This is a genomic window from Burkholderia sp. Tr-862 (assembly GCF_011753085.1).
GTDB lineage: Bacteria > Pseudomonadota > Gammaproteobacteria > Burkholderiales > Burkholderiaceae > Burkholderia > Burkholderia ambifaria.
The window spans coordinates 15899-29272 of the sequence record NZ_VWWG01000086.1 but is presented as its reverse complement, the minus strand read 5'-3'; the positions used below and the strand labels follow the sequence as shown (position 1 = coordinate 29272).

The following is a 13374-nucleotide window of genomic DNA, read 5'->3' as shown; positions in this document are numbered from 1 at the left end:
GCCGCAGCCGATGCATTCGTCGAGGTTGATGTAGAGCCGCTGCAGTTCTTCGATCCGGTTCGCGACGCGCTGCTTCCAGCCGCGCGACAGCCGCTGCCAGTCCTTGTTGGTCGGCGCGGTGTCTTCCGGCAGGCTCACGAGCTGCTCGGCGATCTCGTCGAGCGAGTAGCCGATCTTCTGCGCGAACACGATGAACGCGATCAGCCGCAGCACCGCGCGCGAATAGTGGCGATGGCTCGAGCCGTTGCGGTGCGACTTGATCAGCCCGCGCATCTCGTAGAAGCGCAGCGTCGACGCCGGCACGCCGCTGCGCGCGGCCACTTCGCGGATCGACATCAGCGGCCATTGCGGGGTTTCATCCATACCCATGACGCCCTCTGGAAAAGCTTGACTTGAAGTTAACTTCAACTTTTATGCTACGCGGCAGTTTAACCCGTCGCGAGGCATCATGCTCTCCTTATCCCTACGCAGGACGTCGCCTTTGGGCGCGGCCTGCGCACTGCTGCTGGCGTTGTCGGGCTGTCACGACGGCAAAGGCGAATCGTCGGTTCATCCCCTTCCCGAAGTCGGCGTGACGACCGTCGCGCCGCGCACGATCCGCCTCGCGGACGAATTCAACGGACGCGTCGAAGCGGTCGACGCGGTCGAGCTGCGGCCGCGCGTGAGCGGATATCTGCAACGCGTCGCGTACAAGGAGGGCGACCTCGTCGCGCAGGGCGCCGTGCTGTTCGAGATCGATCCGCGTCCGTACCGGATCGCGCTGGACCGCGCGAATGCGCAGCAGCAGCGGGCACGCGCGGCCGCAAGCCTTGCGAACGTGCAGCTCAAGCGCGTGCAGACGCTGATCGATGCGCATGCGACCTCCGAGGAGGAGCTCGACAACGCGCGCGCGAGCGCCGAGCAGGCGCGCGCCGACCTGCAGGCGGCCGAGGCGGCCGTCGCCGACGCGAAGCTCAATCTCGGCTTCACCGAAGTACGTGCACCGATCGCGGGCCGCGTCGGCCGCGCGATCGCGACTGCCGGCAACCTCGCGCGCGCGGACGACACGCTGCTGACGACCGTCGTGTCGCAGGATCCCGTCTACGTGTATTTCGACTGCGACGAGCAGAGCTACCTGCGCTACAACGCGCGGCGCGCCGATCCGAAGCATCGCGCGATCGGCGCCGATCCGGTGCGCGTGGGCCTCGCGAACGAGACGGGCTTTCCGCACGCGGGCACCGTCGATTTCCTCGACAACCGGCTCGATCCGCAAACCGGCACGATCCGTGCGCGGGTGCGGCTGTCGAACGCGGACCATACGTTCACGCCGGGCCTCTATGCACGCGTGCAGCTCGTCAGCGGCCGCGCGCAGGATGCGCTGCTCGTCGACGACAAGGCCGTGCTCACCGACCAGGATCGCAAGTACGTCTACGTGATCGGCGCCGGCGACAAGGCGCTGCGCCGCGACGTGACGATCGGCCGCGAGCTGGACGGCGAGCGGATCGTCGAGAAGGGGCTGCAGTCGGGCGATCGCGTGGTCGTCGACGGCGTGCAGCGGATCTACTATCCGGGTGCGCAGGTGAAACCGAAGGCGTTGCCCGCGCGCGCGGATGCGGGCACCGGCACCGGCCCGGACAGCGGCACGCAGGCCGTGGCCGATGCCGGCGCGCCGGCCGCGCGGTAACGGGAGACATGCGATGGATTTCTCCCGATTCTTCATCGACCGGCCGATCTTCGCGGTCGTGCTGTCGATCGTCATCTTCGCGATCGGCCTGATCTCGATTCCGATGCTGCCGGCCGGCGAATATCCGGAAGTCGTGCCGCCGAGCGTCGTCGTGCGTGCGACGTACCCGGGCGCGAACCCGAAGGAAATCGCCGAATCGGTCGCCGAGCCGCTCGAAGAGGCGATCAACGGCGTCGAAGGCATCATGTACATGAAGTCGGTCGCGGGCTCGGACGGCAGCCTGCAGGTCGTCGTCACGTTCCTGCAGGGCGTCGATCCCGACACGGCCGCCGTGCGCGTGCAGAACCGCGTGAGCCAGGCGCTGTCGCGCCTGCCCGACGAGGTGCGCCAGTATGGCGTGACCACGCAGAAGCAGTCGCCGACGCCGCTGATGTACGTGAGCCTCTATTCGCCGGACAACAGCCGCGATTCGCTGTACCTGCGCAACTACCTGACGCTGCACGTGAAGGACGAGCTGTCTCGCCTGACCGGCATCGGCGACGTCGGCGTGTACGGCTCCGGCGACTATGCGATGCGGCTCTGGCTCGACCCGAACCGACTGGCATCGCGCGGGCTGGCCGCGAGCGACGTGATCGCCGCGGTGCGCGAGCAGAACGTGCAGGTATCGGCCGGCCAGCTCGGCGCGGAGCCGTCGCCGAACAAGAACGACTTCCTCGTGTCGATCAACGTGCGCGGCCGGCTGCGCACGGTGCAGGAATTCGGCGACATCGTGTTGCGCAACGGCGACGACGGCCAGATCGTGAAGCTGTCCGACGTCGCGCGCATCGAGCTTGGCGCGGGCGACTACACGCTGCGCTCGTATTTCAACGACAAGCATTCGGCCGTGGTCGGCATCTTCCTGTCGCCGGGCGCGAACGCGCTCGAGGTCGCGAAGGCCGTGTATGCGAAGCTCGACGAACTGTCGAAGCGCTTCCCGCCCGGTATCGCGTATCGACCGGTATGGGATCCGACCGTATTCGTGCGCGAATCGATCCGCGCGGTGCAGCACACGCTGATCGAGGCCGTCGTGCTGGTCGTGCTCGTCGTGATCCTGTTCCTGCAGACCTGGCGCGCGTCGATCATTCCGCTCGTCGCGGTGCCCGTGTCGGTAGTCGGCACGTTCGCGTGGCTGTACCTGCTCGGCTATTCGATCAACACGCTGACGCTGTTCGGGCTCGTGCTCGCGATCGGGATCGTCGTCGACGATGCGATCGTGGTGGTCGAGAACGTGGAGCGCAACATCGCACGGGGGCTGAGCCCGCGCGATGCCGCGCACCAGGCGATGCGCGAGGTATCGGGCCCGATCGTCGCGATCGCGCTCGTGCTGTGCGCGGTGTTCGTGCCAATGGCGTTCATGTCGGGCGTCACGGGCCAGTTCTACAGGCAGTTCGCGGTGACGATCGCGATCTCGACGGTGATCTCCGCGATCAACTCGCTGACGCTGTCGCCCGCGCTCGCCGCCAAGCTCCTGCGTCCGCATGGCGCGCCGAAGGATGCGCTCACGCGTGCACTGGACCGCGCATTCGGCTGGCTGTTCCGTCCGTTCAACCGCTTCTTCGAGCGCAGCTCCGATCGCTATCACGGCGTCGTCGGGCGCACGCTGAAGCGGCGCGGTATGGTGTTCGCGGTCTATGCGGCCCTGCTCGCGGCGACCGCGCTGCTGTTCAACGCGGTGCCGGGCGGCTTCATCCCCGTGCAGGACAAGCTGTACCTGTTCGCCGGCGCGAAGCTGCCGGAAGGCGCGTCGCTCGCGCGCACCAGCGCGGTGACCGAGCAGATGACGAAGATCGCGCTCGGCACCGACGGCGTCGAGATGGTGCCCGCGTTCGCGGGGCTGAACGCGCTGCAGGGCGTGAACACGCCGAACATCACGAACTCGTACGTGATCCTGAAGCCGTTCGACCAGCGTCACCGCAGCGCCGCGCAGATCAACGCGGACCTGAACGCGCGCTTCGCGGCGATCGGCGGCGGCATCACCTATGCGCTGATGCCGCCGCCGATCCAGGGCCTCGGCAACGGTTCGGGCTACTCGCTGTACCTCGAGGATCGCGGCGGCCTTGGCTACGGCGCGTTGCAGAACGCACTGAGCGCATTCCAGGCGGCGGTCGCGAAGACGCCCGGGATGAGCTATCCCGTCAGCTCGTACCAGGCGAACATCCCGCAGCTCGAGGTGAAGGTCGACCGGCTGAAGGCGAAGGCGCAGGGCGTCGCGCTGACCGACCTCTTCAACACGCTGCAGGTCTATCTCGGCTCGATGTACGTGAACGACTTCAACGCATTCGGCCGCGTGTACCGCGTGATGGCGCAGGCCGACTCGGGGCACCGGCAGACGGCCGCCGACATCGCGAACCTGCGCACGCGCAACGCGAAGGGCGAGATGGTGCCGATCGGCTCGATGGTGACGGTCGCACCGGCGTACGGGCCGGACCCGGTCGTGCGCTACAACGGCTATCCGGCCGCGGACCTGATCGGCGATGCCGATCCGAAGGTCATGTCGTCGTCGCAGGCGATCGCGAAACTGCAGCAGATCGCGAAGGACGTGCTGCCACCGGGCATCACACTCGAATGGACCGATCTCAGCTACCAGCAGGTCACGCAGAGCAACGCGGCGATTGTCGTGTTCCCGCTCGCGGTGATGCTCGTGTTCCTGGTGCTCGCGTCGCTGTACGAGAGCTGGACGCTGCCGCTCGCGGTGATCCTGATCGTGCCGGTCTGCATGTGCGCGGCGCTGTTCGGCGTATGGCTGTCGGGCGGCGACAACAACGTGTTCGTGCAGGTCGGGCTCGTCGTGCTGATGGGGCTCGCGTGCAAGAACGCGATCCTGATCGTCGAATTCGCGCGCGAGCTCGAAATCCAGGGCAAGGGCGCGATCGAAGCGGCGCTCGAAGCATGCAAGCTGCGGCTGCGCCCGATCGTGATGACGTCGGTCGCGTTCATCGCGGGCTCGGTGCCGCTGCTGATCGGCGGCGGCGCGGGCAGCGAGGTGCGCGCGGCCACCGGCGTCACCGTGTTCGCGGGGATGCTCGGCGTCACGTTGTTCGGCCTGTTCCTCACGCCCGTGTTCTACGTGGCGATCCGCAAGCTCGCGGGCGGCACGCCGGCCGTCTGGAGCGAACAGCACGCCACCCTCGAAGGAGAAAACCGATGAGCGCCGCTTTCCGTCTTTCCGCGCTCGCGATGTCGGTGACGCTCGCCGCGTGCGCGGTCGGCCCCGATTTCAAGCGGCCCGACACGGCGAGCGCCGCGCGGTTCGCCCGCGACGCGCATCCGGCCACGCAGGATGCGGCGCCGCCCGATGCGTCGGCCAATGCCGACGCCGTGTTCTGGCGCGGCTTCGGCGATCCGGCGCTCACGCAACTGATCGATGCGGCGCTCGCGGCGAACCAGGACCTGCAGGTTGCCGTTTCGCGCTACGACGCATCGAACGCGTTGTTGTCGCAAGCGACGTTCGACCGTTATCCGACGATCACCGCGAGCGGCCAGATCGGTCATCAGCTGATGAGCCGAGACCAGGCGTTCGGCGCGCCGCGCAGCCAGCGCGATACGCCGATTTCCAGCGTCGGGATCAACGCGGCCTGGGAGCTCGACCTGTTCGGCCGCGTGCGCCGCTCGATCGAGTCGCAGCGCGCGGAAACGGCCGCGAGCGCGGCCGACGCGCGCGCGGTGCGCGTCGCGATCGCGGGCGAAGTAGCGCGCACCTATGTGGATCTGCGCGGCTCGCAGGAGCGATTGCGGATCGCCCGCGAGAACGCCGAGAACCAGAAGCAGACGCTCGCGCTGATCAATGCGCGCGTCGGCGCGGGCCGCGGCTCCGAACTCGACGCGGCGCGTGCGCGCGCGCAGTACGAGTCGACGACGTCGCGGATCGCCGTGTACGAAGCCGCGATCGGCGTCGACGAGCACCGCCTCGCGGTGCTGACGGGACAGACGCCGGACGCGCTGATCGGTCGTTTCGATACGCCGAAGGGCGCGCCGGCGCCGCTGCCGGCGCTCGCCGCGGACATCGATCCGGGCACGCCGGGCGACCTGCTGCTGCGGCGCCCGGACGTCGCCGCCGCGCAAGCGCGGCTGCATGCGGCGACCGCGCGGGTCGGCGTCGCGACGGCCGACCTGTTTCCGCGCTTCACGCTGGCGGGGTTGCTCGGCAGCGCGACCAGCAGCTACGGGTTCTTCCGTGCGGGCAGCGACACGAACCTGATCGCGCTCGGCATCGACTGGTCGTTCCTCGACGTCGGCCGCGTACGCGCACGGATTGCGGCGAGCGATGCGGAAGCGGCGGGCCAGCTCGCGCAGTACCGGCAGACCGTGCTCGGCGCGCTGGAGGAAACGGAGAACGCGCTGCTGCGCGTCGCGCGTACGCGGGACGAGACCACCCATCTGGTACGGGCCGCGGACGATAGCGCGCGCGCTGCGCAGCTCGCGCAGACGCGTTTCTCGGCCGGTGCGATCGACTACTACGAAGTGCTCGACGCGCAGCGAACGCTGCTGCAGGCGCAGGACGCGGCGGCCGACGCGCGGATGCGCAGCGCGACGTCGACGGTCGCGCTGTACAAGGCGCTGGCGGGTGGCTGGCCGGCGGGACCGGCGCAGGCTGCGTCGGGTCCGCTTGCGGGCCCGGGCCGGTAGGACGCGCGGCTTCGGGGCGGGCGGGGCATTGCGTTTGCCCCAAAGCCGCGCGGCTGACTCCGCATCGCGAGCTCGGCGCTCATGCACCCCATTGCCGGCCCCAGGGCGCCGCATGGATTGATTGCAGTCGATTCGGCGCCGATCGCGCTGATCGGCATGACGCGCAGTGCGCCGGTCTCGCATCGATGCCATATGGCCGTTCAACGGGGCCGGTTCGTTCGCCTGCCGCCCGTCGGCGACAGCCCGGCGCATCGCCGTCGCGCCTGCCTCGCATTGCCCCGCGTCGCCGGCCGATTCCCGCCGCGAAACATTGTTCTCCTTCGTCGTAAACGTCTCGAATGCGTGATATTTGCGCCGCCCGATCCGGTTTAGAGTGGCGGCAAATCGATGACGATGTGTCGTATGGCCGCGGTCGCGGGCCGTACCGATGCACCAGAGGAGCTGGAGACAAATGGCTGAAGGCAGAATTACGCAAGTCGAATCGTTCGGTTTCGAGCGCATTCCCGACGCATCGCGCTATGCGCGTCCGATCGATCTGTTCCGGCTGCTGTTCGGCGGCTGCAATACGTTTTCCACGTCGGTGCTCGGCAGCTTTCCCGTGCTGGTCGGGCTGTCGTTCAAGGCGGGCTTGTGCGCGATCGTGCTCGGCGTGCTCGCCGGCACCTGCATCCTCGCGCCGATGAGCCTGTTCGGCCCGCGCAACGGCACGAGCGACCCCGTGTCGTCCGGTGCCCACTTCGGCATTCACGGCCGGATCGTCGGTTCGTTTCTCGCGCTGCTCACGTCGATCGCGTTCTTCTCGCTCGCGGTGTGGAGCTCCGGCGATGCGCTCGTCGGCGGTGCGCACAGCATGGTCGGCGTGCCGGTCAACGGCGTCACGCTCGGCGCCGCGTACATGGTATTCGCGGTGCTCGTGCTGATCGTCTGCATCTACGGCTTTCGCTTCATGCTGTGGGTCAACAAGATCGCCGTGTGGGCCGCGAGCCTGCTGTTCGTCGCCGGCCTGTTCGCGTTCGCGGGGATGTTCGACATGAACTACGCGGGCACGTTGAACCGGGGCAGTGCAGGCTTCTGGGCCGCGTTCGTCGGCGCGGTGCTGGTCGCGTTGAGCAATCCGGTGTCGTTCGCATCGACGCTCGGCGACTGGGCGCGCTACATTCCGCGGCAGACGCCGAAGCGGCGCGTGATGGGCGCCGTGTTCGCTGCGCAGATCGCGACCTTCGTGCCGTTCTTCTTCGGCCTCGCGACCGCGACGATCATCGCGTCGAAGGCGCCCGCGTTCATCGCGTCGAACGACTACGTCGGCGGGCTCCTCGCCGTATCGCCGCGCTGGTTCCTGCTGCCGATGTGCCTGATCGCGATCATCGGCGGGATGTCGACCGGCACGACCGCGCTGTACGGCACGGGCCTCGACGTGTCGAGCATGTTCCCGCGCCTGCTGAACCGCGTGCGCGCGACGCTGCTGATCGGCACGATCGCGATCGCGTTCATCTTCGTCGGCCGTTTCTGGTTCAACCTCGTCGAAAGCGTCGCGACGTTCTCGACGCTGATCGACACGTTCAGCTGCCCGTGGATGGCGATCATGGTGATCGGCTACGTGACGCGCCGCGGCTTCTATCTCGCGGACGACCTGCAAGTGTTCAACCGCGGGCTGCGCGGCGGCCATTACTGGTTCACGCACGGCTGGAACCTGCGCGCGATGGGCGCGTGGTTGCCGGCGGCGTTCGTCGGGCTGTCGTTCGTGAACCTGCCGGGCCAGTTCGTCGGGCCGCTCGGCAACCTCGCGGGCGGGCTTGATCTCAGCGTGCCGGTGTCGCTGGCAGTCGGCGCGCTGCTGTATTTCGTGCTGCTGACGGTGTATCCGGAAGCGGAGGGTGTGTATGGTCCGCGCGGCCGCTTCCTCGTGCGCGGTGGCAAGCAGGCGGCGCGCGGTGTCGGCGCCCCGGTGATCCAGCCGAAGGGGTACTGAGCGCCGCACCGCGTGTCGGTTGCGGTGCGGATCAGTGGAACGTGCTGCCCGCGAGCATCCCGCCGTCGACGATGAATTCCGAACCCGTGCAGTACGCGGATTCGTCGGATGCGAGGAACAGCACGAGGCTCGCGACTTCGTCGGGTTTGCCGATCCGTGCGATCGGCAGCCCGCTATAGATCGACGACGGGTCGAAATCCGCGTATTCCGGCGGGCGCGCCATCACGGTGTCGATGCCGCCCGGGTGGACCGAATTCACGCGGATTCCGTAGTGACCGAACTCGAGCGCGGCGGCCTTCGTCATCCCGCGCACCGCGAACTTGCTCGACACGTACGCGCTGCCGCCGGCCACGCCTTCCATCCCGGCCGTCGACGACACGTTGACGATCGAGCCGCCGCCCGCATCCTTCAGCGCGGCCAGCGCCGATTTCATGCCGAGCCAGCAGCCGATCTGATTCACGTCGATCACCTTGCGATAGTCGTCGAGCGAACAGGATTCGATCGCCACGAGCTTCAGGATCGCCGCGTTGTTCACGAGGATGTCCAGCCGCCCGAAATGCGCGAGCGTTGCATGCACGGCGGTGTGCCAGTCGTCTTCCTTCGTCACGTCGAGATGCTGGTAGCGCGCGGCGTCGCCGAGTTCGGCCGCGACGCGGCGGCCCGCGTCGTCCAGCACGTCGGCGATCACCACACGTGCGCCTTCGGCGACGAACCGGCGTGCCTCCGCTTCGCCCTGGCCGCGGGCGCCGCCCGTGATCAATGCCACTTTGCCTTCGAGTCGTTTCATCGTGTTTGCTCCTTTGAGTGAAGGGGGACGCGCTCGGGCCCGCTCATGCGGCGGCCGACGCGTCGATGATGCGGACCGGATCGGCGCCGTCCCATGCGCGCGCTTCGGCAATGCCGTGCGCGATCATGGCGCGCATGCCGGCGCCTTCGATCACTTCGACGCGCACGCCGGGATCGTCGGCGTCGTCGAGATAGGCGACGCGCGTGGCCGGGTTGCGCGCTTCGAATACGACGCGCAGGCCGCGCTCGGTGAGCCGCGTCACGGTGGCATCGAGATCGTCGACCACCCATGCGACGTGGTGCAGTCCCGCGAGCGGTTGCCCTTGCGCGTCGCGGTACGGCGACGGCGCGTCGTTCGTCACGTGGATCAGTTCGATCTGCAGATCGCCGCGATACGCGAGTGCGACGTCCATCGTGACCGTCACCGCTTCACCGAGGTAGCGGCCGTCGAGGCGCACGTGGCGGAACACGGTCCACGGGCCCACGTCGTGACGGGTGCGCCAGTGCGCGATGCTGCGGTCGAGATCGGCGACCACATAGCCGATCTGGTCGATGGCGCCGAGGACGGGGTCGTTCATGGTGTCTCCGTGGCGGGGCGCGCGAATGCGCGGCGCCGTTCCGTGGGGGATGCGGCGCGCGATGAATGACGGCCATGATGGCAACAAAGCCAGGGCTGCGTGCCATCCAAACGGATTAGCTTCGGGGTCCGGATTGCGCCGGATGTCGGATGGCGCAGCGACGATGCGTGCGCGCGAGGTGATGAGGAAGGGAGGGGCGATCCGCGCGTTATGCCGTGCTCGGCCCCGGCTGTATGCATTTGCCGGGGCGGCATTGGATGATTTGGTTATCCGAACGTTTCGAGGGTGCTGCTCGCGCGCGCGTGGTAGCGAAGGGGGCAACGTATGCGTGGCGATCGCGGCTTGATGTGCCCGATCCCCCGTGATCGGGGCAGGTGCGATCGGTTGCCGTCCGGGGCCGATTCGCGCGCCGATTAGCCGCCTCGCACGCCGGCGCGCCGGCCTGCCGTCGAATGGCGCCGGGTCGTCCGCGGTACGGCGTTGCGCCGACCGAAAGCCGGCGCGGGCGACCGCCTATTGCCAGGTGCCGTCGACGTAGATCCACGCCGGCCCCTGACGCCGCCAGTAGCCGGGCACCCACCGACGCCCCGGGCGCCGCGCGACCCAGCGGCCGGACACCCATATATAGTGGCCGCGCTGCCAGCGCCAGTAGCCGTCGGTCCAGACATAGCCATGCGGCCGCGGCGGCGGCGGCCGGCGGTCGTGCCGCGGTGCCGGCGGCGCGAAGCGCGGGCGATCGGGATAAGGCGGCCTGCCGGGCCCGTGGTTCGGTCCGGGCGGCCGGTATCCCGGCGGTGCGGGCTGAGCCGAGGCGGTACGCAGCCAGCCGCCGGTGGCCGCGACGGCGGCGGTCAGTCCGATGGCGCGCAACAAAGAGCGTCGATTCATGGCGGGTCCTCTTATATGTAATAGGGTCCGCCTTACATTAGCCTCCCGCGCCCGTGGCCGGGTTACGCAGGCCGTTAAGGCTGTTACCACATGTCACGAGGACCCCACTGGTCGTCCGCTGGGGCTGGGCCAATCTCCGTTGCGGCCGCCGGCGACGGCGCATGGGGCCGGCAACGGCCGCGCGGATGAGTGTTTACCGTTTGATCGCCAGCTTTTAGGCGGTGCGGCCCGGTATTTGAGATTAATTTGGGTAAAAATTACCGATTTCGGGCACTTCAGCGATTCCGCTTGTTGTTTCTATGCAACCGTCAAGACGCTGACACGAAGGAATGGTGGGATAGAAGCCTCCAAAAAACACGCGTCAAGAAGTCAAAAAAAGACGTTAAAACAAATACTTATAACTCGTCCCCACTTTCATTATTTCTAGTTCTGGAAAAGCTTATTTCTTTATTTGCAGATCGCGCCCCTAGGGTACACCCCTAAACTCACGGTTCCCAAACGGGCAACTATCCGGGCGCCGCCAGCAGGACCGATGGCGCTCCCGGGCGGTTGCAGACCGTTTATGAACAAGGTCGCGAGACCTGCCTCTTTTTAGAAGGGAGCTCCACGAATGAACAAGACTCTGATCGTTGCAGCAGCTGCAGCATCGTTCGCTACCGTCGCTCACGCGCAAAGCAGCGTCACGCTGTACGGCGTGCTGGACGCAGGCATCACCTACACGAGCAACGTCCAGCCGGCACTCGGCCAAGCTGGCAAGTCGCGTTGGGCGATGGGTTCGGGCATTGACCAGAGCCGTTTCGGCCTGCGTGGCTCGGAAGACCTGGGTGGCGGCCTGAAGGCAATCTTCACGTTGGAAAGCGGCTTCGGCATCGGTAACGGCAAGCTGGGCAACAACGGCGGCATGTTCAACCGTCAAGCATTTGTCGGTCTGTCGAGCCAGTACGGCACGGTCACGCTGGGTAAGCAGTATGATGCAACGCAAGACTACCTGGCGCCGCTGACGGCAACGGGCTCGTGGGGCGGCACGTACTTCGCGCACCCGCTGAACCTCGACCGTCTGAGCACGACCGGCGACGTCGCAGCGAACAACACCATCAAGTTCACGAGCGCGAACTACGCTGGCCTGCAATTCGGCGGCACGTACTCGTTCTCGAACAACACGAACTTCGGTAACAACCGTGCGTACAGCGCAGGCGTTGCATACCAGTTCCAAGGCCTGAAGCTGGCGGGTGCATACTCGCAAGCGAACCTGGGTGACGGTACGAACGCAAACGGCGCGACGTCGTCGGCAATCGGTGGCATCGCCAGCCAAGGCCGCGTCCGCACGTACGGTGCTGCTGCTGGTTACGCATTCGGCCCGGCACAAGTCGGCGCTGCATGGACGCAAGCACGTCTCGACAACAACGCAGTTGGTCTGGGCACGCTGCGCACCGACAACTACGAAGTCAACGCAAAGTACAACCTGACGCCGGCTCTCGGCCTGGGTGCTGCTTACACGTACACGAACGCGAAGATCAACAACGGCAGCACGCACTGGAACCAGTTCGGCCTGCAAGCTGACTACTCGCTGTCGAAGCGCACGGACGTCTACGCACAAGCTGTGTACCAGCGTGCAGCGAAGAACGGCATTGGCGCATCGATCTACAACGGCGACAGCTTCAACAACAACCTGCCGAGCTCGTCGATCAACCAAACCGCAGCAACGGTTGGTCTGCGTCACCGCTTCTAAGCGTGACGGCTGGGTAACCAGCTTCGCAGTATCGAAAAAGGCGCCTTCGGGCGCCTTTTTTTTTCGCCTGGCGAATACGGCGACGAAGGTCGCGACGACGGCGCGTATCGTCCGGACGCAAAAAAACGAGGCTCAGGGCCTCGCTTTTTGTTTGATATGGCCGAGGTACGCTGCCGGCCCGCAGCGGCGTCAGCGCGTGTATTCGCCGTTGGCTTCCGGCTGGAACACGATTGCCGCGACCTTCATCAGCTTTTCGACGCCGCTCGGCTGCAGCACCTTCACCAGTTGCCCGCGTTGCGTGCCCAGCAGCGCCATGCCGACCGGCGAGAACACGTTCAGGCGTCCGAGTTCGAGATTGGCGGCATCCGGATAAACAATCGTCCAGGTGGCCTGTTCCTGGGACGCTTCGTCGAGCAGCGTGATCTGCGAGTTCATCGTGACGACGTTCGCCTTGATGGCGTCGGGCTGGACGATGTCCGCGCGCTCGAGCAGCGTGTCGAGCATCGCCTGGAAGCGCGGGTTGTGTTCAGCGTGCTTCTCGAGGCGAGCGACGTCGACTTCGCTCAGCTGGTAAAGGCGTTGTTTCATGGCAGTTCTCCAAATGATCGGCAGGGGGCAGGCGTGGCGTGCCTATGGGGATCGCCCGGAGCCTGTCTGACCTGGCTCCGGGAGGAGACCGTGCCGTCAGATCAGGCGCCGGGCAGGGGCGAGCGGCGCCTGGGCCGTGCGTCGGACGCAGCGGGGCGCCGGATGACCGGCGCGCATGCACACGCCGGCGGGGCCGGACGGCGAAACCGAAAGAGGCGTGGGCGCGTGCATGGTGGATAGGGTACCAACGGGTGAATAAAGCCTTACGATTCTACAACACAACCTTCCGGATCGGCGATTCGGGCGTCGGCCTTCCGTCAGGTATTGTTGTCGAAATGCTTTAAGTGATGGCGATCCAGTGACGCGACGGCGGTGGATATTTTCCAAAAACGCAACGCTGTATGTTCAAACCAAGGGTTTCCCCTTGGTATCGCGAGCACTACACTTGTTTCCATCGCTTCAGACAGTCCTGCCGGGAGCGACGCCAAAACAGAACACATTTCGGAGG

General features: G+C 66.7%; 10 protein-coding genes. 5 read left to right on the top strand and 5 right to left on the bottom strand.

Going from position 1 to position 13374, the window contains the following annotated elements; all coding sequences use genetic code 11:
• The coding region (gene soxR / locus F3J14_RS21625) for a redox-sensitive transcriptional activator SoxR (RefSeq protein WP_166724754.1) at nt 1–369 on the bottom strand (369 nt) is incomplete at its 3' end.
• A gap of 79 nt (nt 370–448) precedes the next feature.
• Here soxR and F3J14_RS21620 point away from each other — a divergent pair.
• From F3J14_RS21620 to F3J14_RS21605, 4 genes are all read left to right on the top strand, one after another.
• Nucleotides 449–1663 carry an efflux RND transporter periplasmic adaptor subunit gene (locus F3J14_RS21620; protein ID WP_166724753.1) on the top strand — a complete coding sequence of 405 codons (1215 nt, stop codon included), beginning with the start codon at nt 449–451 and terminating at the stop codon, nt 1661–1663.
• 13 nt (nt 1664–1676) lie between these two features.
• Nucleotides 1677–4850 (top strand): multidrug efflux RND transporter permease subunit, encoded by a 3174-nt coding sequence (locus F3J14_RS21615; RefSeq protein ID WP_166724752.1) that lies wholly within the window; start codon nt 1677–1679, stop codon nt 4848–4850.
• Nucleotides 4847–6328, top strand: coding sequence for an efflux transporter outer membrane subunit (locus F3J14_RS21610; RefSeq protein WP_166724751.1), 1482 nt, complete (start codon nt 4847–4849; stop codon nt 6326–6328). The genes F3J14_RS21615 and F3J14_RS21610 overlap by 4 nt, the downstream gene beginning before the upstream one ends.
• 451 nt (nt 6329–6779) lie before the next feature.
• On the top strand, nt 6780–8297 hold the full coding sequence (locus tag F3J14_RS21605) for a cytosine permease (protein WP_247682260.1): 1518 nt from the start codon (nt 6780–6782) through the stop codon (nt 8295–8297).
• A 31-nt stretch (nt 8298–8328) separates the two neighbouring features.
• Here F3J14_RS21605 and F3J14_RS21600 read toward each other — a convergent pair whose 3' ends face one another.
• The 3 genes from F3J14_RS21600 to F3J14_RS21590 all read right to left on the bottom strand — a co-directional run bounded on the left by F3J14_RS21600 (nt 8329) and on the right by F3J14_RS21590 (nt 10549).
• The gene (locus F3J14_RS21600) at nt 8329–9084 is read right to left on the bottom strand and encodes a glucose 1-dehydrogenase (protein ID WP_166724749.1); all 756 of its coding nucleotides are present in this window, start codon (nt 9082–9084) and stop codon (nt 8329–8331) included.
• A 43-nt stretch (nt 9085–9127) separates the two neighbouring features.
• Nucleotides 9128–9661 carry a VOC family protein gene (locus tag F3J14_RS21595; protein WP_166724748.1) on the bottom strand — a complete coding sequence of 178 codons (534 nt, stop codon included), beginning with the start codon at nt 9659–9661 and terminating at the stop codon, nt 9128–9130.
• Nucleotides 9662–10174: 513 nt separating this feature from the next.
• Nucleotides 10175–10549 carry a YXWGXW repeat-containing protein gene (locus F3J14_RS21590; RefSeq protein WP_166724747.1) on the bottom strand — a complete coding sequence of 125 codons (375 nt, stop codon included), beginning with the start codon at nt 10547–10549 and terminating at the stop codon, nt 10175–10177.
• A gap of 610 nt (nt 10550–11159) precedes the next feature.
• Between F3J14_RS21590 and F3J14_RS21585 the strand changes: the two genes are divergently transcribed.
• Nucleotides 11160–12278 (top strand): porin, encoded by a 1119-nt coding sequence (locus tag F3J14_RS21585; protein WP_166724746.1) that lies wholly within the window; start codon nt 11160–11162, stop codon nt 12276–12278.
• Between the two features lie 189 nt (nt 12279–12467).
• Here the strand turns inward: F3J14_RS21585 and F3J14_RS21580 are convergent, their stop codons facing one another.
• The gene (locus tag F3J14_RS21580; RefSeq protein ID WP_166724745.1) at nt 12468–12866 is read right to left on the bottom strand and encodes a GreA/GreB family elongation factor; all 399 of its coding nucleotides are present in this window, start codon (nt 12864–12866) and stop codon (nt 12468–12470) included.
• Nucleotides 12867–13374 lie beyond the last annotated feature (508 nt).